The sequence below is a fragment of the Halorarum halophilum genome (assembly GCF_013401515.1).
Taxonomy (GTDB): Archaea; Halobacteriota; Halobacteria; order Halobacteriales; family Haloferacaceae; genus Halorarum; species Halorarum halophilum.
The window spans coordinates 1,460,085-1,481,655 of the sequence record NZ_CP058529.1 but is presented as its reverse complement, the minus strand read 5'-3'; the positions used below and the strand labels follow the sequence as shown (position 1 = coordinate 1,481,655).

The window sequence follows — 21,571 nt, the reverse complement described above, 5'->3', positions numbered from 1 at the left end:
TGTCGCGTTCCTCGCCGCCGACAAGACCGCAGGGATGAGCACCGGCGAGGAGTTCCGGGTCGAGGCGATCACGGGATCTGGGCGCTGACCGCCACGCCTTCCCCTCGCGTGTGCGCCGACTCAGGCGACTCGACCACCCCGAGAGCCCGACCTGCCTCCACCGCCGTCTCAGGAGCTTGGGGGGTGCTCGTCGAGCGCCGCCTCGTCCGGTTCACAGCCCCAGCCGGGACCGTCGGGCAGCTGCAGGTTCCCGTCGCGGTATTCCGGGGTGGCGGTGAACAGCTCGTCGTCCCAGGGGAGCCGGTCGATGTCTGTCTCCATGATGCGCAGGTTGGGCACGGCGGCCGCCCAGTGCGCGTTCATGAACGTGGACAAGTGGCCGTAGTAGTTGTGCGGCGCGACGTGTAGCTGATGTGCGTCCGCCATGGCCGCGATTTTCGTGGTCTGTTGGATGCCGTTCCAGAGCGCGTCGATGATGACCACGTCCATCGCCTGTTCGTGCAGGTAGGGTACGAACGCCTCGTGTGGGACCAGCGCTTCACAGGAGCTGATGGGGTGAGGGCTCGCGCGCCGAACGTCCGCCAGCGCCTTCGCGTTGGGCGAGTCGATCTCGACCCAGAACAGGTCGAAATCGGCGAGTTCCTGCAGGAGGCGGATGTACCCTTCCGGCTTCATGTTGTAGTTCAGATCGAGGAGAACGTCCACTTCCGGGCCCGCCCCCTCTCGGAGCGCTTCGAGGTACTGCCGCTGGGCCTCCAGTTGGTCGGCTTCGATCGTCAGAGACGGGTGGAACGGGCGGCCGAAGCCCGGTGCCCACCCTGTCGGCTCGTCGCCGCTGAAGTCGAAGATGTTCGTCTTCAGGGCCGTGAACTGGCTTTCGCGCACCTCCTCGCCAAGGGCGGTCACGTCCTCCAGGGTGCGCACAGGGTCGTACCACTCCGACCGGGTGATTCGATAGGTGCCACAGTGCGACCAGTACACCGGGATCTCCTCGCGGACGGCCCCGCCCAGCAGGTCGACGCAGGGAACGCCGAGTTCCTTCGCCTTCGCGTCGAGCAGGGCGTTCTCGATAGCACCGATGGCCATCGCCATCACGCCGGTCAGGGACTGGCGGGCCTGGGCGACGAGACGCGCGCGGATGCGCTCGATGGCGTCCACGGGCTCACCGATCAGCGTCTCGGCCATGTCATCGATGACCGTGGTGATGCCGGTGGCTCCGAGGTTCTCGTCGTACTCGCTCCAGCCGACGACGCCTTCGTCAGTAGTGATGCGGAGGAAGTGGTAGTTGCGCCATCCTGCATCGCAGTGCCGGGTCTCGACGGACTGGATTGTACCCATGGCACGCATCTATGGTATGTGGTACCATAACAACTCTGCTCGGTTAATCCGATTGGTACTATCGGTGGGAGAGACAGCTGGGTTTTCTTGGAGGTCGTTCACCGTTGGACTGGAGTTGCCACTCGCTGAATACATTCGCTGTATGCAGCAGGTGGTTGGTTCCTGCTGCTCGACAGATCAATCCGCCGTTGCTGAATACAGCGCGCGTATCGGGCACGGGGGCGGGCCGATGTACTTGGTGAACGTATCGCTAAGTACAGGTGAATCACGTACCTCCGTTCGTTCTGACGTCGGAGGACACGTACCCATCGAAAACGGAGCCGGAAGTGAAGGTTCGGTGTACTCGACGAGGACGGCCGGGTTCTCACCGCCTCGATGACGGAATCGAGGGAGGTTCGATGATTCGTTTGGCGTAGACGTCGAGTCCCGACTCAGAGGTTTTGCCTGTATTTATCACATGTATAAGGAAATGATAGTCGGTCTATTCGCGAGTCGATGCCCCGCAAACTGAATGCGATCGCATTGACTGCGATCATGGTCGTCTCACTGTTCGCTGGCGGGACGGTGGCGGCGTCCGAGATGGCACAGCAAACGGAGAACACAGCACCGACGGAGATCACCGCCTGTACGGTGATCGACTCTCCGGGTCACTACGCGTTGACCCAGGACATTGTCCGGCCGGAGGGAGACGCGGGTCCGTGTATCGAGATTCGAGCGAGTGACGTCACGCTCGATGGGAACGGTCACACGCTCGATGGAAACGACACGGAGGCGCCTGGAATCGTGACAACTGCCGCCCACCCGGTCGAGAACGTCACTATCGCGAACCTCACCGTTCGCGGTAACGAGCCCAACATCAAGTTCGAAGCCGTAACCACCGGTCAGATCGTGAACGTCTCGAGTCTCGATCCGGAAATCACCAGCCTCCACGTCAGTCAGTCACGTCACATCGAAATCCGCGACAGCACGTTCGAGGGGACGATCTCGTCTGCGGTCGCGATCGACAACTCAGAGCACCTGAGCGTCGTGAACAATACGATCACCGCATATGAGGGGCTCAGCGCATCGGGGGTGAACGACTCTGAGATTAGAGACAACGTCATCCGAGGCTCGGGGTGGACGCTCCGTCTCAGTGGTTCGGAGAACACCATCTCGAACAACACGATCGAAGGGCGGCCCGATGAAGCCATCACGGTCAGCGGAAGCGACAACACAGTAATCGAGAACTCGATCACGCTCGGTCACGACGGAATCGTCCTCTCGGGCTCGAATCACACGGTCGCCGACAACCACGTGGATCGGATGACCGGATGGGCCGCCACCGCCGAAGGGGTCAACCACACGTTCCGGAACAATAGTCTCAGCGGCGGTGAGCCCGAGGGAGCGTCGGGCGGCGCGCTCCGTATCAGCGGCGAGGAGCATGTAATCGAGAACAACTCCCTGAACGGATTCAACGGCGTCTACGTCGCCAGTGCGACTGGACCGATCTCGATCGAGAACAACTCGATGGATGGATTCCGGCACATCGTGGTCGCCGAATCGAAGCTCTGCCCCGACCCCGGCGTGGTCGTCACGGCGCACGGGAACGTCTTCGATCCCATGCCGTCGAGCTACCAGGGGGAGATCCACTATGGTATCCTGAACCACGACGACGACATGGTGAACGCCACGAACAACTACTGGGGCGCGAGCGACGGCCCCTCCAGTCACGACGGGGAGAACGTCACGGACCCAGTCACGGGCGAACCCGCGAACGGGAGCGGCATGCCCGTCTCTGAAGGTGTCCACTTCGACCCCCACCTGGAGGATTCCCCGGCCAACGAGACCGACTCGTAAGCCAGGAGAGTACCGAAGCGAATCATCATCTTCGTTATTTTTCGGGTCGTCACGGACCTCTGCTATTAGTCTTCGACTCGCAGGTTTCCTGGACAGTCGATTAGGCTACAATCTCTTGAGTGAATCCGGACGAGGATGTGACCAGTCGAATCAAGAAAAAGGCCTTCCGAGAGTTTGTGATTCTCGGAAGTATCCCCGTGTCCTACAGAGAGTGGTGCAGTGCATTGGTCTCCCCACTCAGTCAACTCGGTCTTCATAGTGGCCGAACACGTCGGTGAGCTCCGGATCCGCCCCGAATCCCGAGTACACCGTCAAGAGGTCATCGGGTTTGATGAGCGAATCTCCACGCGGGGTGATGGGTGGGTCGTCTCCCTCGCGCTCGATAGCGACGATCAGGACGTCGTCCGGAATGATTCCCTCATTGGCAGCTTCGTTGAGCGTCTTGCCGGCGATCGGTGCTCCCGCCGTGACGTCGATTTCGAACACTTCCGCCTCCTCGCCGATGCGCAGGTAGTCCACGATGGCAGGGCGAGCGACCGCTCGATAGAGGTACTCGGCGATGAGTTGCTGGGGGTTCTCCATCGTGTTGACACCGATCTGGCGGAACAGCCCCATGTGCTCGGGACTGTGAACCACCGAGAGGATGGCGGGAATCTCCAGCTCCTTCGACAGCAGGCAGATCATGATGTTGGTCGCGTCCTGGTCGGTCGTGGAGATGATGGCGTCGGCCTGCTCGGCGCCCGCGTCTTCGAGCGTCTTCTTGATTGTTGCGTCGGCGTTGAGGACCAAACAGTCGTACTCATCCGCGATCTGGTCGGCTTTCTTCCGTTCACGTTCGATGACAACGACCTCGTTGCCGAATCGAGTGGCGACATCGATGAGAGGGGTTCCGATATCACCGGCCCCGACGATGATGATATACATTCATCTCAGCCAATTTGTGGGCATTGAGTAAAGTGCATCGAATAGGTGGCTGAGTTACTCAGTACGAAATTGAAGAACTACTGATTGTGCGTTGCAGAATTCAGTAGGTGAACCTAAGTAGTCGAGTTTCCAAGAGATGGTATGGACGACGAGGGGTCCAATGGAACTGACCACCTGCCAGACGACTTGCTCGCGGCTGTTCGGACCCTGGACGAACAGCAACTTCGGTCGCTGATCGACTTCACCCAGCGCCGGCTCCAGGAGGTACATCCGGCCATCTCGGACCAGATCGATAAGGACAGTCACCAGGAAATCGTCCAGATTGAGGAGGGGGAGGGGGTCGCCAAGGTCCTGCGGCACGAACCCCTCGAGGACGACCAGGACGTCCCCGTACTCTACCTCGTCACAGAGGAGCTCACCCCCGAGGGCGAAACGAGACTCCACTGGACGTATTTGGGGCCGATTCAGGGCTAACGCGGTCGGTACGAGTCTCATGTGTAACCGCTGCAGGTGACGGGACCCTTACAGAGGATTTGCCGAGAATAACCTATTCTCGGAAGTGGCCCTCCCTGAAACCGACTGACGGAGCGATAAGTGCAGAGAAAGCATTTACAAATAGCGGAGAGTGTTCGCGTATGAACCGTCGTCGTCTCCTCGTCGCGGTTGGTCCCTCGACCCTTCTATTATCGGGGTGTCTCACCTCGCCGGACGAGAATCGTGTCCCAGACGAAGCGTACGATTCGGAGACGATGGTCGAATTCGGATGGCAAGAGGAGAGTCCACTCGCCGGTGGTCTTACCTCCCATTCGGAGTCACGATATCACGTCGCGGTCATCGGGTCCGCATCTGATTCCAACGTCAATCGGGCGTTTCTTCGCGAGAACGATGGTGACCACCTCCTCGCCTTCCTGGATGAAACACCGTTCGAAACGGAGCGGATTCTCGCACTCCAAGCACGGCATTCGAGCGGCGCTCGATATTTGGACGCCGAATCGATACGTATCGACGTGGGCGAGCAGCTCGAAGCGTCCATTGCGATTGGCACGACCGAGGGTGGCGCCGCGGCTGAGAACCGTGAGACGCTATTCGTTCGCTTCGAGGTCAATGACGAAAACCCACGTCGGGCGAGAGTCGTCGACCACGAGCAAGGTGGAGACGTTACGGTGAGTAGTGTTTAGTTCGCAGACCCACTTCGCGGTTGTTTCGTATCTGATGGCTTGGAACGAACGACTGCCGACTACTGCATACACTCTCTCTATGCAGCACGGAGCTTTTGACAAGGTCTGAATAGGTTTCGGCGGTTGTGCTGAATACAGGGCGCATATCGGGAAAATGCCAGGCAGCGTCTGACGAGGAGCGGGAGTGATAGATGCAAAGACTCGTTCGCCACAACAGCTTCTAATTTGCATTCGAAGCTCATTGAGCTGGAGGTGAATCGCTACGGCGAATCACCCCGAGAGAACTCGCCAATGTAATGCTTGGGAACGCGTCACAGTCGCCCCAGCCACCGAAGCCAATCACAACACTCGGGAGCACGCCCTGTTCCAGAAGGGTACCGCGAACACTGAACAGCTCAGCTGAATCGAGCCAGAGTGATACCACCCTCGTCAACCCCGGACGCGTAGACCGCGCCGTCGACAACAGCTGGGCCCCGATTGAACCGCGCCCAGGACGATTCGAACTGCCCGTGCGTCTCTGCGAGCGCTTCGCCGGTCGCGGCGTCGAGCACACCCGGGAGTCCGCCGTTCTCAGACCCAATTCTTTCGAGCGGGGCGTACACCCGACCGTCACTGATAGCTATGCCAGTGACGTAGCTATCCTCGTTTTCCGTCGACCAGCAGTGTGCACCGGTCACGACCTCGAGTGCGTGGAGCGTCGCACCCGCCCCGACGTACGCGTGGGCCCCATCACTCGCGATGACCTTCGGTATGGACTGGAGGTCGTACGTCCATCGGTGGTCGCCGGTGCCCGCGTCGAGCGCGTGGAGTACCCCCTCGTCGCTGCCGGCGAAGACAGTGCCGTCCGCAATGGCAACGTTACAGTCGATGTGCGCGTTCGTTTTGACGCGCCATCGTTCCTCGCCTGTCGCCGCATCGAGCGCGTAGACGTAAGTGTCGTAATCACCGTAGTAGATCGTATCGCCGATGATAGCCGGTGTCGCGACTGTCTCCTCGCCTGTCGTGTGCTGCCACCTTATCGACCCGTCGGCGAGGTTGAGCGCGAGCAACGAGAGTTCTGTCGGGACGTAGACCGTCTCGTCGATGATGACAGGACTGCCCTGGAACAGGCCGACGTGGCTGTCGGGACCGGTCCACCTCGTCTTGCCCGTCTCAGGGTTCAGCCCGAGGACCGTGGACTCCGCGAGAGTGACGACCACGTCGTCTCCGATGGCTGATGACCCCCGAGGCGCGTCCACGCGTTTTCCCCACACCTCCTCGCCGGTCCCAGCGTCGACCGCGTACAGCATCGAGTCCATCTCGTGCGCGTAGACCCGGTCTGCCGTGGCGACGGGCCGCACCGCCCCAGCCATCCCTCCGAGTGTAAACGTCCAATCGAGCGACAGCGGCGCCTCGGGTGCCCCAGTCGCCGGGACAACGCCCGTCCCAGCGGGGTCGCCGCCAACCGTCCGCCAGCCGGACGAGCCGCTGACCGTCGGCTCGTACGTCCCGCACGCTTCTGTACGACCCATGTTCGACTCGTCCGAATCGTCACCCAAGAGTTGACCACAGCCCGCGAGTCCGACCATCGACCCGACCCCACCGACAGCACCGATCTTCTGGAGATATTGACGACGGTTCATGCGACCTTCGTCACCCCCTCGATCTGATGGGAGAGATACAGCGCATCCGCGGTCACCGAGAGCGGCGCAATCGAGCGCCGACCGTAGGACCTCGTCGCATAGTTCGACCCCATCACCGCTTCTTCGGCGAGATCGCCCCACAGTCGGCTACCATCGTGGGGGTCGAACGCGCCCGCTCGGAGGTAGACGGCGTCATCGGTCACCGCGGGGCGTGCGATAAAGGGGATGCTCCTTGCCCAGCCGGGGGAGCCACCGACGCCGTGGTTGACGACGCGCCAGTGCTCGCTGCCATCTTCGATGTCGAGTGCATACAAGTTCTTCGCGCCGATGTACACTCGCTCCCCATCGGTCGCAGGCGCCCCGGTGTGGTCGTGGCCGACGACGAATCGCCAGCGCAGCTCACCCGTCCTCGAGTCGAGAGCGAGAATTTGGTCGCCCCCGGTCACCAGAACGGTTCCGTTGACGACAGCGGGCGTGTTCGGCGCCTCGTATCCGGTGGGGAAGCTGTATCTCCATTCTTCGTTCCCCTCCTGGTCGAACGCCAATACGTGGCCGATTCGTTCACGGTCGGGGTCCTCCTGCACCGTCACATACACGCGCGAGCCGTCGATGGCCGGGGCACTGTCGACCGCAAACGAACCACCACCGAGCAGACTGCCCAAGAAGTCGGACTGGTCGTACTCCCAACATCGTTCCCCGTCGAGGGTGAAGCCGTGCACGGTCGCCGACGCGTCGAGGACGTAGACCTGCCCGCCGATGACGGTTGGGGTCCGGACCGCCGCACCGAGCTCCTGTGTCCAGCGTTGTTCGCCAGCGGTCGAGATAGCGTGGAGCTGGCCCCCTTCGCCGCCGATGAAGATGGTGTCACCCGCGAGTGCCGGATCCCCGCCTGCCAGGGAAGGGAGTTCGACCCGCCACTGTAGTTCGCCAGTTTCGTCGTCAAGCGCGACGAGGTAGCCAGGATACTCCAGCTCGTACGGGTCGAGATGTCGTAATGTGACGTACACCGCGCCGTCGTCGACGATGGGCTCACTGAACACCCCGTTCAGCCGTGGCCCCTCGCCAGCCTCGCGGTCGGTCTGCCACTGTATCTCCCCGTTCGACGGCCCGCCAGAGGCGTGGGCAGTATTCGTTGGGCCGTACCCGGCCGTTGGCCAGCGGTCGCGAGGCTGTTTGAACGTTTCCTTGGGAGGCCCACAGGAACGGCTTGCCATACTACAGCCAGCAACGGCCATGGCTCCGCTAGTGGCGACTGCGGTAAGGAGGGCGCGTCGTTTCATGCCCGGAGCACTTCTCCGAGTGATAAATGAATTCTCACTAACTGATATATCTGCACGCTCTTCCTATAGCTCTATTCAGATCTTCGAGCGCATGATAAAGGGCGACGAGTTGCTGAATCCACCCTCTATAGTCAGCACGCCCCTGTTGACAGATGTTGAGTAGATCGTCGAGAGCGTGCTGCATACACAGCGCGTATCGGCCGTAAGGCCGCACCGAAGATACGCTCATTCGAAATCACCGGTACCGAGTTATTACGACGATCAATCTCAACCGAAGAACGCGTTCATAGCCACGCAACACCTATCCGATTGCATGGCTACCGTCGCCGAATTCATGCTCTCAGCCGACGAATTTCCGTTGGGAACCATTTTCGCCAAGTTACCAGACGTGACCGTGCAACTTGAACGGGTTATTCCGGATGCAAACGGTGTAGTTCCCTACTTTTGGGTCCGCGGAGTGGAGACCGATGCGATCGTAGAGCAGTTCTCTGAGCACCCTGGCGTACGAGATATTCGGACTGTCGATCAGGTCAACAGAGAGTACTTGATGCGGTGCGAGTGGGTCCCGGAATACGATAGCGTACTTGATGCCCTCATCGCGCCTGAAATCGTGCTACTGACGGCAATCGGGACGGCAGAAGAATGGACGTTCGAACTTCGCGGCGAAAAACGAGAGGCGATTGCGGAGTTCCGGGAATACTGTCACGACCATGGCGTCCCGGTCAGGTTAACGGAACTTCATGCACTCCGCCCGTTGGATGAGATGCAAGGCCTGACCGATGGGCAACGCGAAGCTATGATTCTCGCATATGACCGCGGGTACTACAATTCACCACGAGACACGACCCTGGCAGAGATCGCTGATGACCTCGGGATTTCACAGCAAGCACTCGGCGCTCGCCTGCGACGGGGGAATCGACGACTCATCGAACAAGCACTCATCGAGTCACACTCATAAATCAGCGCGCCGTTTCTGCTTAAATACTCCATTGTATATGAAATAGCCATAGTAACCCACGTCAAGCGATTACAGTCAGAGTGACGATGACCGACGAAGATCCTCGATCCATGAGCAATATATCGAACTCCACACCATCAGCACAGCCTCCTTCACCCTCCCTTGAGCAGAGTCTTTTTGACTTCAAATCATTCGAATATCACGAAGATGAAAGCGCCTACCGAGCGATCTACAGTCACGACGTAGGGTCTCCGAGTTCAGCGGTCGTAAGCGCGGTTGCAGCCGCTTCTGACACGGACCCGCTTGATATGAATTCACTCAACGCAACCGTGGACACAGATGCTCTCAATTCGCTCGTCACTCAACGAAGAGACGCTGTCGGTGATTTGCACATCACGTTCGAATATCACGGGTACGAAGTCACTGCAAGCAGTTACGGGGGTCTCAAGGTTAAACCCCTGCAGGCCAACCCGCCACTGCCACCTACAGATGACTGATAACAGTTCGCGTGGCTGCTGGTAATCTTGGTCCCGCATACCCTCTCCTGTGCCGATTGTGCGACAAACCGGATTGGTCGCGAAAAAAACGGCGCTGTGGTACCGTATATCGAGAGTTGTCCGGAATGTGGGAGCACCGATTTTGATGTGCTCAGTGCGGAGTGAACGCTGAATCATCTGTAGTCAGCACGTTCCTTTTGGCAGGAATCGAGTAGATCGGCAAGAGCATGCTGCATATAGGGCGCGTCTCGTGCACGAGGGCTGGCCGATGTGCCGGGTGAATATATCGCTAAGTACAGGGGTCATACTTCGCAATCGCCTTTTGATGACTACAAGCTCGATACCGGTACCAATAGGACAAACCCCTCTTTGTGGCTTCCTTACAATTATCAGAGTATCCTCGGTAGAAGTGGTTACATGCGACGACTCACTGCCGTTCTCATCATTGCAGGTGTACTTGGGGTGAGTACAGTACTGGTAGCGGATTCACCATACAGTCCGACAATACAGAGTGAACAAAACCCGTTTGCCCCTGACAGACCAGCGACTCTCAATCGTACTACGGCGACTGCATATCTTATTGACTATGAACAAACTCGCCTCTACAACGACCTACTTGGCTCACGGGGATACACGATTGATGATGGGGATGACATACGTGCAGACTGCACGGAAATCTCGGTTAATCAGACAGCCACCGATGAGTTCCGTATCCAACTCCATTGCCGGGGAGAGATTGAGGACGTTTACCGACTTATTCAGCCAACCTCGCACTCGTACACGGTAACATATTCTATAGGCGAGGAACATATAGAGGAACTCTCCATCGAAGGCTACCCCTTTTCACCCAGAGATGAACTGCGTCCGCGACCGCCATCTGCAGAATAAGTAGGTTCTTCATAGCGACTGTTTCGCCTCTGTGAGGCTGAAACGAACGACGACCGTCTACTGCATACATCCTCTGTAGTCAGCACGCACCTATAGACAGATGTTGAGTAGATCGCCGAGAGTGTGCTAAATATTGGGGGCCAGTGCTGCATAGTGGACTCTTCCCCAAAGGATCGACGCGTAATATACTGTCACGGTGGTCAGATAGTGCATTCTGTTCAACTCCTGCAGATATTTCACAAGATGGTGTTATGTGACTGGTTTCTGTAGTAGAATGGGGTCAACCAACCCATGGCAGACCGAACATCGCCAGACCTGCAAGTGCTCTCACTACAATCGACATCCGGAAACACATCGAGGAGGCTCCATGCCTGACACCACACGAACCCTTACAGAATTGTTCGAGTATCCGCTGATTCAGGCCATTTTCGGGCGACGATCTCGTCGGTTCGGTCGTGGCTTGTCGATCCCCTCGGGGCCGCTGGCGTTCGAATCGGACGCTGATCCGCTTCCGTTATCCGACCTCGAGCAATCGGTCCTTGTCGCTGCCGGGACCGGGGTGAGTGGATGGCACTACGGGATCCCGTTCGGCCCGCATCGGCCGGAAGAGCTCACCGACTTCTCGGTCCGGTTGACCGGTCGAACGGCACCGACGGCGGCCGGGATCGGGACACCGGTCCTGTTCTATTCCGACGACGACGGCACATACCTGACGAACACCCGGAGTGTCGAACCGAGCCGGCTCCGCGAGGCAATGGACCTTGAAGACGACGCCGAACGCATTATGGCTTTGACCAAATCGCACACTGAGAAACTCGCCGACGAGCGGGTGGACATCCCCGCCGAGTCCGGCCACATCCTCGAACCGAACCACTGGTGGACCAACACGCCGGGGTCGACGCTGTTCATGCCCGTCGGCGACGCCAGCGAAGAGATGTTGGCGCTCCTCTGTCTTTTCGTCGAGAACGGCTACGTGATCATGGATGACGAGATCGGTGAACCGGCCGGCGACCTCGGGCAGTACATCGAATCGGGGTTGTTGGACGCCGAGAAGGCGTTCCCGCTGTCCTTCCTCGAACGCGCCACCTTGGAACAGAACTGTGCCGAGTTGGCCTTCATGGCACACAACATGGTGCTCACGATGCAGGCGATGGGACTGGGCGGATTGTACTTCGCCGGGATTAACGAGCTGAGCCTGTTTGGCTCTCCGATGCACGACGATCTCGAAGGACTCGGGTTTCGGTTCGTCGACGATGAGGACTGGATCGCACCAAACCCCGTGGGCCTCGATGACCGGTACGAGGGCCTGTGTCCCCCGTACTACTCGGACATGCACGCGGCGATCGACGAACTCGTCGAGCGGAAGTTCGGCCCGGGCGGCACCTACGACCCGTCGACATCTGGCCCGTGGAAGGACAGCGAGGCGGTGAAGCGCTCGGTCGAACCGTACGACGACGAGACAGTCGAGTGCCTCGGTGAGATCGCCCAGTATGTCTACGACAAATACGGGAAGTTCCCAGGCACGGTACCGACGATGGTGCTGCCCGGTTGTGTTCAGGCACACCATATTGACATGGAGTACTACGACGCGCATTTCAAAGCCGATGCGTACCTCGATACCCACGCTGAGCACATTCAGCGGTGGCACGAAGCGGAGACCCCGTCATGATCGCCTCTCACATTCGGGGCAATTAATCCTCTATATCTTGCAATTCGCTACTGACAGCTGTTGAGAAATTCGCTGACCGGCTGCTGAATACAGAGCGCATATCGGGCACGAGGGCAGGCCGATGTGCCGGGAGAATGTGACGCTAAGTACAGGTGAAGAAGTTACCGGAGCGAATATCAAGATCTCTGGAATCTGCCAAGAACAGCCTGCTGAATATACTGCGCATATCTCGCACGTTCGATGTTCAGATTAGAGTGCCTAAATCGGTCGGTACAGCGCATATTCAGCAGGTCCTCTTACAGTAATTCAGTTGCTAAGTCAGAGCGTTAACTTTGTGACGTAGTCAGGCATCTTCGTCCCCAATTTCGTGGACTGCATAGATGTGTTCTTTGAGTTCTTCTTCTGAGTCGAATGAATCTCCACAGATTTCACAGACGGATTCCTCATCAGTCGACACCATGCTCACGGGTTTATAAGTGGGACAAGCTGTTAATCCCTTCGCCCTCTCGTTGGATCCCCACTGAGTAACAAGACATGTAGCCACGCATCATGTCGAGTGGTAAATACGCAGGCTCACTTAGCGGCTGTTTCGTCGCTGGGGGACTGAAACGAACGCCGGCCGTCTACTGCGTACATCCTCTGTATGCAGCAGGCGGTTGGTTTTCGCTGCTCGACAGATCAATTGAGCGTTGCTGAATAGCGAGCGCGTATCGGGCATGGAGCGGACCGATGTGCCGGATGAATGTATCGCTCAGTATAGCTGAAGGATTTATTGCGTGTTGGTGGCGTGCTTAAAACCGGTCAACGCACAAGATACGTTTACCCTGTAATTTACTACTATTCATGGCAGATTCGATATTACATCGGAATGTCCTGTTGGTTTCCCTGCTCGGGTTGGTCCTGATTGGGGGAGGTACTGGAATCTGGAATCAACACCAGATTCAACAGTGTCATGCAGAGTATGACGATGATCCGGGGGTAGCCGTCGAGTGTGAGGATCCCTCCGTGCAGATCACCACCTTTCTATCGATACTCTGTATCGCCATTGGTGCTGGAGGATCGGTTTTGACGCTGTACCGTCGATATCGCTGATCGGTTCGCAGGTTCCTCTACGCAGCTGGCTCAATATTCACCTGTTGTATTCAGCAGGCCGCTTTTGGCGGATCCCAGCGGGCTCACTAGTCGCTCCGGTACCTGCTTCACCTATTAGTAGCGCACTCACTCCTCGATGTTCCATCACGTGCCGGACGCCCTGATTACGATTCCTTAACGAGTTGGGTGCTGGTATCGGTGCGGGGGTCGAGTTCACGCCCGGTTGAACCCACCGTCTTCGATCACTACCCTGTATGGATTCGGTGGCACGTCACTCGACAGCGTGTAGACGCAGGGAGTGGTGAACCTAGCACCTGATTCTTCAACGGATGGCTGACTCGGAAGGAGTCTTTCTCACAGGTACGCTTCCCCGGTCCTTGACGGAATCTCTTACTCTGGCTGTCGGTCCACGAGAGGGGCGGGCGAACCAATGGTCGTCCACCTCATCGTTCGAACACGAGCTCGTACTCTCCGTGATTGCGTTCGATTGGTGAACCCCCAACGACGACGCGTTCATCGTGGATGTCGATGCGCACCATGTCTCGCGGTGAGTTGCTGATGAAGTTCTCGTCGAAATACACCGTGGCGACGATCTCCGTTCCAGCCTCGCGCCCGTCTGGATAGATGAAGAGTTCACCGTCAGAATTTCGCACGAACGGACCTGCATCCTCGAGAAGGTCACCGCCGAACTCGAAGTCCGGAAACCACGAGCCGGTCCCTTTGATCCAGACTTCTGCCTGCTCTCCGGGCGGGGTATTCTCGGTTTCGTCCCATGCCGCGATGCGTAACGTAACCTCTTGGGTATCGGTGGTGTGCGGGAGCGCCCGTCCGTCCGCTTCCTGATCTGCACGGGCTCGGGTGGCTGTCGCTCTCCCACTGCTGGCGATCGGAACCATCGTAGCAACCGATGTCGCTGCGATCGTTCGGAGAAACGTTGCCCGAGTAATCCGCCGCTGAGTGTTATCTGCTGGCAAGTCCGACTGTATGCTGCCTGGTCACAAATAACGCAGCCATTCCTCCACGTTCTCTAACCGTTCCCTTCGCTCTCAGTCGTACGTAGGCCGGATCGTCGTGATGGTCACAGCGTACGCCGACCCACACTCCTCATCCGTCATCGCGCGTTGACGCAGCCTCGTACTCTCCCCATCGTCAGGCCGGCGGAGACACTATGTCGCAGTTGGCTTGGTTGTGATTCCGGTAATCTCGAATCGCGCGCCCCCTGTCATCCCGTCCGTGACACTGACTGTCCACCCGTGTGCGGTCGCCACTTGATCGATGATCCGCAGTCCGATTCCCGTCCCGCCCGGGGATAGGGAGTATCCGATGTCGAACACGTGTTCACGTTCGCCAGCGGGAATCCCTGCTCCGTCGTCCTCGACGTAGAACCCGTCAGCCATGTCGCCGACCGTCACCGTGACCGTCGACCCCCCATGTTCGATCGCGTTCCGGAAGAGGTTCTCCAGCAGCTGTTTCAGCTGTCCCGTCTCGGCGCGAATCGTCAGGGTCGTGTCGATGACGAGCGTCGCATCACCCGTCGCGACGGTCTCCCAGCAGCTGTCGACTACGTCCGCGAGCGCGACGGGCACGAGATTCTCTGCCGTCTCCCCGGTTCGGGCGACCGTCAGGATGTCATCGATCAACGCTTCCATCCGGTCGTGCGCCCTCCGGATGCTGTCGAGATGCTCACCGTCACGCTCTGCTTCGAGCAGGCCAAGCCGCCCTTGGGCAACGTTCAGGGGGTTTCGTAGGTCGTGGCTGACGATCCCGGCGAACTCCTCGAGGCGCTCGTTCTGGCGCTCGAGCTCCCGTTCCCGTCGCTTCCGTGCTGTGATATCACGACCGACCCCGACGAGCCCAACGAGGTCGCCCTCAGTGTCCGTGAGGCGCGCCCCGGTGAACTCGTAGGAGATGGCGTCCCCTGCGGCAGTTTGAACGTCGGCTTCCACGACCGCAGCCCCGGTCGTGAGGGCCTCTTCGATCGCTGTGGCGACACGTTCGTATTCGCGCTCGGAGAAGGCGTCCGCGACGTCCATGACGGCGAGCTCCGCGTCCGAATAGCCGAAGGCCTCCCGGGCACGGTCGTTCCACCGAAGGATCTCCCCCTCCGTGCCGATGACGAAGAACACGTCCGTGAGCGTGTTGAGCGCCTGGTCGATGAACGACCGCTCCTCTCGGAGTTCCTGTTCGCGCTCGATGCGTGCAAGCGCCGTCGTGACGTTCGCCGCGAGCGTCTGTGCGAGCGAGACGTCCGTCTCATCGAACGCGTTCGAGTCGGGTGACCCGATGAGGAGCACGCCGTCGGCACCCAGCGGAAGGATGATCTCGCTGCGAACGACCGTGTCCGGGTTGAAGCGCCCGGTGACTGCCGAGTGCGAATTGTAGATCCGAGGCTCGCCCGTCTCGTAGACTTGCCAGGCGAGACTGTCCCCCTGATAGAACGTCGGCACGTCACCGATGAGGTCCTCGACGGACTCGGTCCACGCGATCGGTCGGAGGCCGCCGTCACGCTCGTCGTAGAGATGGACCGCGTTGGCCGGCATGGCCAGGATGTCCCGAACCGCGTCGACCGTGCGGTCGGCGACCTCGACAGCGGTCTCCGCCTGCATGACCGCGCGGGTGGTGCTGTGAAGGCGCTGGACGGCTCGCGATCGATCCGTCCCGTTCGACCGCCCGCTGGTTCGACCCCGGGCGACGGCGCGGGTGATCTGGGTCGACAGGCTCGCGAGCTGGTCCGCGTCACGATCCTTCTGGAGATACCCGGTCACTCCCGCGACGAGAGCGTCACTGGCGATTGCCTCGCTCCCGCTGTCCGTAAACAGGAAAAACGGGAGTGCTGGATCGGTCGCCCGGATGGCTTCGAGCAGTTCGATGCCGGTCCCGTCCGGCAGGTCGTACTCGCTGACCACGCAGTCGATCGCCCGCTCGTCGAACTGGTGGCGGCCATCGGTAAGGGTCATCGCCGTCGTAACTGTGAACTCCACCTCCTCCTGGGTCCGTAGTTCCAGTCGGCGATTCGAACACGCGGGGTCCACGTACAGGACGTGAATCCGGGTCCCCGGCGACTTACTCATTACCAGTCAACAACATGACTTCGGGTTAACCGTTCCGGCGGAGGCCTCACTCCTGATACCGGCGTCTGCGGAGATCCAGCGGGTCGGTGTCCGATCAACACTGGTCCCCGTCAACTCACTCGTCTCGGCTGTTCATGCGTACGGTGTGCAGGAGGACCGCGAACAGACCGTCTCACGAGTACGGAAACGGTGGTCCCACCTCGAGAATTCGACCGCCTCCATCGCGAATCGCCCCATTGTGTCCAGTGTTGCACTCGCTACTCGGCTCTCAGTCGTACGTATTCCGAATCGTCGTGATGGTCACGGCGTACGCCGACCCACAATCCTCACAGATCGCGGTCGTGCTGATCTCCACATCGCCGCCGCGTGTAAAGTCCGACACCTCTTCGCCACAGCCACACTCGAATTCATATTCCATAGTCAGTTAGTTATCATCTAGAAACAAGGTATTATAGTCTTTTCGGGGGCTTATCACTTCTGAACTCTCCATCCTGCGTCGGTGCACACCGGCTGTATCCGGCGTGGACCGGATGTGGGGGTGCCACCACTGACCGAATCAACTCGCCGAAATCCTTTGGAGTCGCGGCGACCTCCCGTCTACGGCGTTGCCACGAGTGAGAGTCCGCCTGTTCGGCGCTGACGACACTCGTCTCGACGAGGGCCTGCGACACACCGCGAGCGGCGAAGCAATCAACAGTGAGAACCAGCACCGCAGGTATTTACATCATTGTCTCGCCGGGAGGAGTATGCCTGGGTTCCAGAATCGAAGCGATCTCATGCTGCTTGATACGGGGAGCATCATGCTCCTCCTGTTTGGAACGCTCTCGGTGTTGCTCCTCGGCGTCCTGGGAGTCGGAATGGTTTTCCAGTTCACATCTAATCTCGTACTTGGTGCACTGGCGCTCTCGGTGTTGCTCGCTGTCGACGGCCTCGTGCTCATCCTGTTGAGTACGAACGCCTGACCGACGCTAGTACAGCGAGACGACGCCCGCCGTACCAAACCGCAACCGACACATCCTAGCTTCAGAACTCAATCAACTACAACGTGACATCAGCCGTTCATCCCCCAATTTCGATCGATGGCGACCACCCGACAGCCGTGACGCTGACGCTTCCAGATCGAGGCGAGTCAGAACTCCGGGTGACCGTCCACCACGAGGCAGGCGTCCGGAACGTGGTCGAGGAGGACGACCTCGAGTTCGACGGTGATACAGTCGTGGTCCGGAACCTCCAGCGATACGTGACCCACGACGAACAGTGCGTGTCGCTTCACGTCAATTGGGACGGAGGCGGCTTACAGGTGGCATTCACCGTCGATTGAAGAAGTTCTCAGTATAGTAGCGCCACGGACTCGCACGGGTTCCGAAATCAGTTGCTCAGTGTCAGGTTCGGTTGTCACGTGTTATTCATCAGCTGATCGACGAAGGAGCGCCAGTGTGGTTGGCGACAGTTCGAGGTCTCACCCGGCAAACGCGCCAGATTTTCCACGAAGACGGTACTTTGACCGCCAGTCCGACTGCGTTCAGCTCAAACAGTAGTCAACAGGTTGGCCGACAGATGAGTCATCGATGTAGAGATAGCAAGGGGGTAACATAGCCGACCTGCAACGGTGTTGCGTGGGGGCCCCTCGGGATAGTACGGAATATGCCACGTTGGCTTCCCGCAGTGCGATTCTGGTCGAAATAGGCCATTGATAATATCTCTAAGCTCCGACGTTTCTTAGTGCGATGTACGACCCACAATAATGTCAATAGCAAACCTTTTTCATCCATGAAGAGATTCTTACTGTGTGAGAGTTAACCACCGGGTAATCAGATGCTATAGCAGTCGGCTGCCCTGGCCAACTGTCTGCCTCGGTGGTCAGTGAGACCATGGCAATGCAACGCCCTCCAGAATCGACGGGACAGTTCGAGACGGAGTCCACCGCGACGTCGGACACCGTCCTTGTCGGCATCCCGGCCTACAACGAGGAGGTCGGCATCGGCAGCGTCGTGCTCGCCGCGAAGGAGTACGCCGATGAAGTCATTGTGATCGATGACGGGAGCGCTGACAAGACGGTCGATATCGCCACGCAGGCAGGGGCGACTGTCGTCGAACACTCCGAGAACAGCGGGAAGGGTCGTGCAGTGCAGACACTCCTGCAAGAAGTCGAGTCGCGGGACTTCGGCGCGCTCGTCCTCCTCGACGGAGACGGCCAGCACGTTCCTGCCGACATCCCCGATGTCACGGAGCCCGTCCTTGAGGGCGACTGCGACATCGCCATTGGAAGCCGGTACCTGGCTGGCAAACAGACTGAGACGCCGTTTCACCGTCGGTTCGGGCAACGAGTCCTCGACATCATGACGACCGGCTCCGCTCGGACGAAGGTCACCGACTCCCAGAGCGGGTTCCGTGCGCTGTCGCCCGCGGCTGCGCAGGACCTGCGGATTCGCACCGACGGCATGGGCGTCGAGAGCGAGATGATCAACGACGCGACCCAGAAGGGGCTGTCCATTCAGGAGATTCCCATCGACGTCCGGTACGATGGGATCGATGGGCAGACCCACAACCCGTTCCGGCACGGGCTGGGCGTCCTCATGTTCATCCTCCAGCTCGTCCGCGACCGGCATCCGCTGTTGTTCTTCGGCATTCCCGGCAGCGTGCTCACGCTGTTCGGCGCACTGTATGGGTTGGACGCGATCCTCGTCTACCAGACCTCGGGGACGTTCTACCCCGCGAAGGTGCTGGTCGCAGGGTTCAGTACGATCATCGGCGTGCTCGGCGTGTTCTGTGGACTCATCCTGAACCAGATCGCGACTATGGTGGCAAACCTTGAGGGGGTCGTTCGATAGATGGGGTCGGACCTCGCCATCGTCCTCGGCACCCGGCCGGAGATTATCAAGCTCTCCCCGGTCATCCACGAGTGCGAGCAACGGGACATTTCATACACCGTCATCCACACAGGCCAGCACTACTCCGACAACCTCGATTCAGTGTTCTTCGAGCAGCTCGAACTCCCGACCCCGGAGTACAACCTCGGGGTTGGGTCGGACTCCCACGGCGCGCAGACGGGGGAGATGCTGGCGGGAATCGAGGAGATCCTCCTCGAGGAGAACCCGGATACCGTGCTCGTCCAGGGGGACACCAACTCAGTCCTTGCGGGGGCGATCGCGACGAGCAAACTCGATATGGAGCTCGGCCACGTCGAAGCAGGCCTCCGGAGTTTCGACCGGGAGATGCCTGAGGAGACGAACCGGGTCGTGACGGATCACATGGCGGACTACCTGTTCGCGCCGACAGAGCAGAGCAAGGAGTATCTGCTGGAGGAAGGGATTCCCGCGGACCGAATTACCGTAACGGGGAACACCGTCGTGGACGCGTTACACCGAAACCGGAAACTCGCCGAACGGAAGAGCTCGGTTCTCGATGACCTCGGGCTCGAAGCTGGTGAGTTCTTCCTCATGACGGCCCACCGCGCCGAGAACGTCGACGATGAATCGCGGTTCCGGGGGCTCCTGTCGGGCGTGAGTACGGCGGCAGCGCAGCACGGGGTCGACGTCGTCTACCCCATCCACCCACGCGCCGAAGCCAACCTCGATGCGTTCGATCTTTCCGTTCCCCACAACGTGCGCCTCGTCGAGGCACAGGAGTATCTAGACTTCCTCCAACTGGAGTCGGCGGCTAGACTGATTCTGACCGATTCAGGCGGAGTGCAGGAGGAAGCGTGTATTGTCGGGGTGCCCTGTGTGACGATGCGGGACAATACGGAACGGCCAGAAACGGTCTCGGTCGGTGCCAATCGGCTGTGCGGCGTTGAACCGTCGGCAATCACAGCCAGCGTAGATTTTATGACTGAAACAGACAACACGTGGGAAAACCCGTTTGGAGACGGTACAGCAGGGCAAACGATCATCCGTGAGGCGGCAACAGTCCGTGCGAAGGTGCCCCGATGAGCACCGTTTGCGTCCATGGCCTCGGGTATATTGGCCTTCCGACCGCCGCCATGCTGGCGAACTACGACCACGAGGTGTATGGTTTTGACGTCGATACTGAGTTGACTGATCGACTCCAAAGTGGAGACGTCCACTTCGACGAACCCGGACTTCGTGCCTTCGTCACGCAGGCGCTCAACTCCGGCCAGCTGGAGATTACTGATGAGGTCGTCCAAGCAAAGTATCACATTATCTGCGTTCCCACGCCCTTCAACGAGACGGCGAAGGAGGCAGATTTGGGCTACATCGAGCGTGCAGGGAGCGCCATCATTCCCGAGCTTCGTGAGGGGGACACAGTTATCCTCGAATCGACTGTGCCTCCAGGGACGACCGTAGACGTACTGCAGCCGATTCTCGAGGAGTCCGGGCTTTCAGCAGGTGCAGACTTCGCGCTGGTGCATTGCCCGGAAACCGTTCTGCCGGGGAACATCATCTCCGAGCTCCAGCAGAACAACCGCATCATCGGGGGGGTTAACGGCCTGTCGACAGAGGCAGCGATCCGGTTATACGATTCGTTCGTCGAAGGTAACATCCGGACGACGTCGGATGCGACGACTGCCGAGTTCGTGAAACTCATTCAGAACACCTTCCGTGATACCAACATCGCGCTGGCAAACGAGATCGCTCGGCTGTCCCGCGATTACGGGATTGATTCACGGGAGGCGATCAATCTCGCGAACGAACATCCCCGTGTGGATATCCTTCAGCCAGGCCCCGGCGTCGGGGGTCACTGTCTACCGATCGACCCGTGGTTCCTTGGGCAGAACTCTGACGAATTGGACTTGATCGCGAACGCCCGCGAGGTGAACGATAACATGCTCACGTACATCATGGACCTCCTCCGCGATGAACTCGGTACGCTGAGCGGGAAGAAAATCGCCATCCTCGGCGTGGCGTACAAGGGGAACGTCGGTGACACACGTATGAGTCCTGGGCTCGAGTTAGCACGTCAACTGCAGGTCTCTTCTGAGGAGACTGCTGCCATGGCAGACGGCGGTGTCGCGGGTGCAGCCATTTCGATTCACGACCCGAAGGTGGATGACGCAACACTCTCTCTCGAGTCACTCGAGGCTACGATCACCGATGCGGACGGAGCGGTCCTGATGACGGACCACGATGAGTTCAAGGACCTCGCTGCATCGGAGTTTGTTGATGCGATGCGCGAGCCCGTCGTTGTGGATACGAGGGGGATGCTTGACATGGATGAATGGAAAGATGCAGGAACTACCTTCTGTAGAATCTAATTG

The 21,571-nt window shown here is 59.2% G+C and carries 18 protein-coding genes; 11 read left to right on the top strand and 7 right to left on the bottom strand.

Translation table 11 applies throughout. The features are described 5' to 3' along the window. Window positions 1–168: 168 nt before the first annotated feature. A complete protein-coding gene (locus HUG10_RS07585) occupies window positions 169–1,338 on the bottom strand; it encodes a mandelate racemase/muconate lactonizing enzyme family protein (protein WP_218780659.1) in 1,170 nt (389 codons plus the stop codon). Window positions 1,339–1,833: 495 nt separating this feature from the next. On the opposite strand from HUG10_RS07585, the gene HUG10_RS07580 reads away from it, so the two are divergent. Further along, window positions 1,834–3,174, top strand: coding sequence for a right-handed parallel beta-helix repeat-containing protein (locus tag HUG10_RS07580; protein WP_179171023.1), 1,341 nt, complete (start codon window positions 1,834–1,836; stop codon window positions 3,172–3,174). 237 nt (window positions 3,175–3,411) lie between these two features. On the opposite strand, the gene HUG10_RS07575 is transcribed toward HUG10_RS07580, so the two are convergent. Then, window positions 3,412–4,098, bottom strand: coding sequence for a potassium channel family protein (locus HUG10_RS07575; RefSeq protein WP_179168991.1), 687 nt, complete (start codon window positions 4,096–4,098; stop codon window positions 3,412–3,414). A gap of 141 nt (window positions 4,099–4,239) precedes the next feature. Here HUG10_RS07575 and HUG10_RS07570 point away from each other — a divergent pair, with 141 nt between their 5' ends. Continuing rightward, window positions 4,240–4,572, top strand: coding sequence for a hypothetical protein (locus HUG10_RS07570; protein ID WP_179168990.1), 333 nt, complete (start codon window positions 4,240–4,242; stop codon window positions 4,570–4,572). A gap of 161 nt (window positions 4,573–4,733) precedes the next feature. Then, window positions 4,734–5,276 (top strand): hypothetical protein, encoded by a 543-nt coding sequence (locus tag HUG10_RS07565; protein WP_179168989.1) that lies wholly within the window; start codon window positions 4,734–4,736, stop codon window positions 5,274–5,276. Between the two features lie 395 nt (window positions 5,277–5,671). Here HUG10_RS07565 and HUG10_RS07560 read toward each other — a convergent pair whose 3' ends face one another. Continuing rightward, window positions 5,672–6,844 (bottom strand): PQQ-like beta-propeller repeat protein, encoded by a 1,173-nt coding sequence (locus tag HUG10_RS07560; RefSeq protein WP_179168988.1) that lies wholly within the window; start codon window positions 6,842–6,844, stop codon window positions 5,672–5,674. Window positions 6,845–6,894: 50 nt separating this feature from the next. Next, window positions 6,895–8,178 (bottom strand): PQQ-binding-like beta-propeller repeat protein, encoded by a 1,284-nt coding sequence (locus HUG10_RS07555; protein WP_179168987.1) that lies wholly within the window; start codon window positions 8,176–8,178, stop codon window positions 6,895–6,897. Between the two features lie 313 nt (window positions 8,179–8,491). Between HUG10_RS07555 and HUG10_RS07550 the strand changes: the two genes are divergently transcribed. From HUG10_RS07550 to HUG10_RS07540, 3 genes are all read left to right on the top strand, one after another. Next, a complete protein-coding gene (locus HUG10_RS07550) occupies window positions 8,492–9,136 on the top strand; it encodes a helix-turn-helix domain-containing protein (protein WP_179168986.1) in 645 nt (214 codons plus the stop codon). Window positions 9,137–9,222: 86 nt separating this feature from the next. Continuing rightward, window positions 9,223–9,633 (top strand): HalOD1 output domain-containing protein, encoded by a 411-nt coding sequence (locus HUG10_RS07545; protein WP_179168985.1) that lies wholly within the window; start codon window positions 9,223–9,225, stop codon window positions 9,631–9,633. A gap of 1,255 nt (window positions 9,634–10,888) precedes the next feature. Continuing rightward, entirely contained in the window at window positions 10,889–12,190 is a 1,302-nt protein-coding gene (locus tag HUG10_RS07540; RefSeq protein ID WP_179168984.1) for a hypothetical protein, read from the top strand. A gap of 343 nt (window positions 12,191–12,533) precedes the next feature. Here HUG10_RS07540 and HUG10_RS22010 read toward each other — a convergent pair whose 3' ends face one another. The 3 genes from HUG10_RS22010 to HUG10_RS07530 all read right to left on the bottom strand — a co-directional run bounded on the left by HUG10_RS22010 (window position 12,534) and on the right by HUG10_RS07530 (window position 16,353). Next, entirely contained in the window at window positions 12,534–12,656 is a 123-nt protein-coding gene (locus HUG10_RS22010; RefSeq protein WP_281375716.1) for a hypothetical protein, read from the bottom strand. A gap of 1,069 nt (window positions 12,657–13,725) precedes the next feature. Further along, on the bottom strand, window positions 13,726–14,178 hold the full coding sequence (locus HUG10_RS07535; RefSeq protein ID WP_179168983.1) for a hypothetical protein: 453 nt from the start codon (window positions 14,176–14,178) through the stop codon (window positions 13,726–13,728). Window positions 14,179–14,448: 270 nt separating this feature from the next. Continuing rightward, complete coding sequence (locus HUG10_RS07530) at window positions 14,449–16,353, bottom strand: hybrid sensor histidine kinase/response regulator (protein ID WP_179168982.1); 1,905 nt, start codon at window positions 16,351–16,353, stop codon at window positions 14,449–14,451. Between the two features lie 776 nt (window positions 16,354–17,129). Between HUG10_RS07530 and HUG10_RS07525 the strand changes: the two genes are divergently transcribed. The 5 genes from HUG10_RS07525 to HUG10_RS07505 all read left to right on the top strand — a co-directional run bounded on the left by HUG10_RS07525 (window position 17,130) and on the right by HUG10_RS07505 (window position 21,568). Continuing rightward, window positions 17,130–17,315 carry a hypothetical protein gene (locus HUG10_RS07525; RefSeq protein WP_179168981.1) on the top strand — a complete coding sequence of 62 codons (186 nt, stop codon included), beginning with the start codon at window positions 17,130–17,132 and terminating at the stop codon, window positions 17,313–17,315. An 83-nt stretch (window positions 17,316–17,398) separates the two neighbouring features. Then, window positions 17,399–17,674, top strand: a complete 276-nt coding sequence (locus tag HUG10_RS07520; RefSeq protein WP_179168980.1) for a hypothetical protein — start codon at window positions 17,399–17,401, stop codon at window positions 17,672–17,674. Between the two features lie 550 nt (window positions 17,675–18,224). Continuing rightward, window positions 18,225–19,184: a glycosyltransferase family 2 protein gene (locus HUG10_RS07515; protein WP_179168979.1), complete on the top strand. Its 960-nt coding sequence runs from the start codon at window positions 18,225–18,227 to the stop codon at window positions 19,182–19,184. Next, window positions 19,185–20,285 (top strand): non-hydrolyzing UDP-N-acetylglucosamine 2-epimerase, encoded by a 1,101-nt coding sequence (gene wecB / locus HUG10_RS07510; protein WP_179168978.1) that lies wholly within the window; start codon window positions 19,185–19,187, stop codon window positions 20,283–20,285. Then, window positions 20,282–21,568, top strand: a complete 1,287-nt coding sequence (locus tag HUG10_RS07505; protein ID WP_179168977.1) for a nucleotide sugar dehydrogenase — start codon at window positions 20,282–20,284, stop codon at window positions 21,566–21,568. The genes wecB and HUG10_RS07505 overlap by 4 nt, the downstream gene beginning before the upstream one ends. The last annotated feature ends 3 nt before the right edge of the window (window positions 21,569–21,571 follow it).

Coding starts and splice junctions, on each gene's coding strand:
- HUG10_RS07585 (WP_218780659.1), bottom strand. CDS start 1,338: ATGGGTACAATCCAGTCCGTCGAGACCCGGCACTGCGATGCAGGATGG.
- HUG10_RS07580 (WP_179171023.1), top strand. CDS start 1,834: ATGCCCCGCAAACTGAATGCGATCGCATTGACTGCGATCATGGTCGTC.
- HUG10_RS07575 (WP_179168991.1), bottom strand. CDS start 4,098: ATGTATATCATCATCGTCGGGGCCGGTGATATCGGAACCCCTCTCATC.
- HUG10_RS07570 (WP_179168990.1), top strand. CDS start 4,240: ATGGACGACGAGGGGTCCAATGGAACTGACCACCTGCCAGACGACTTG.
- HUG10_RS07565 (WP_179168989.1), top strand. CDS start 4,734: ATGAACCGTCGTCGTCTCCTCGTCGCGGTTGGTCCCTCGACCCTTCTA.
- HUG10_RS07560 (WP_179168988.1), bottom strand. CDS start 6,844: ATGGTCGGACTCGCGGGCTGTGGTCAACTCTTGGGTGACGATTCGGAC.
- HUG10_RS07555 (WP_179168987.1), bottom strand. CDS start 8,178: ATGAAACGACGCGCCCTCCTTACCGCAGTCGCCACTAGCGGAGCCATG.
- HUG10_RS07550 (WP_179168986.1), top strand. CDS start 8,492: ATGGCTACCGTCGCCGAATTCATGCTCTCAGCCGACGAATTTCCGTTG.
- HUG10_RS07545 (WP_179168985.1), top strand. CDS start 9,223: ATGACCGACGAAGATCCTCGATCCATGAGCAATATATCGAACTCCACA.
- HUG10_RS07540 (WP_179168984.1), top strand. CDS start 10,889: ATGCCTGACACCACACGAACCCTTACAGAATTGTTCGAGTATCCGCTG.
- HUG10_RS07535 (WP_179168983.1), bottom strand. CDS start 14,178: ATGGTTCCGATCGCCAGCAGTGGGAGAGCGACAGCCACCCGAGCCCGT.
- HUG10_RS07530 (WP_179168982.1), bottom strand. CDS start 16,353: ATGAGTAAGTCGCCGGGGACCCGGATTCACGTCCTGTACGTGGACCCC.
- HUG10_RS07525 (WP_179168981.1), top strand. CDS start 17,130: ATGCTGCTTGATACGGGGAGCATCATGCTCCTCCTGTTTGGAACGCTC.
- HUG10_RS07515 (WP_179168979.1), top strand. CDS start 18,225: ATGGCAATGCAACGCCCTCCAGAATCGACGGGACAGTTCGAGACGGAG.
- wecB (WP_179168978.1), top strand. CDS start 19,185: ATGGGGTCGGACCTCGCCATCGTCCTCGGCACCCGGCCGGAGATTATC.
- HUG10_RS07505 (WP_179168977.1), top strand. CDS start 20,282: ATGAGCACCGTTTGCGTCCATGGCCTCGGGTATATTGGCCTTCCGACC.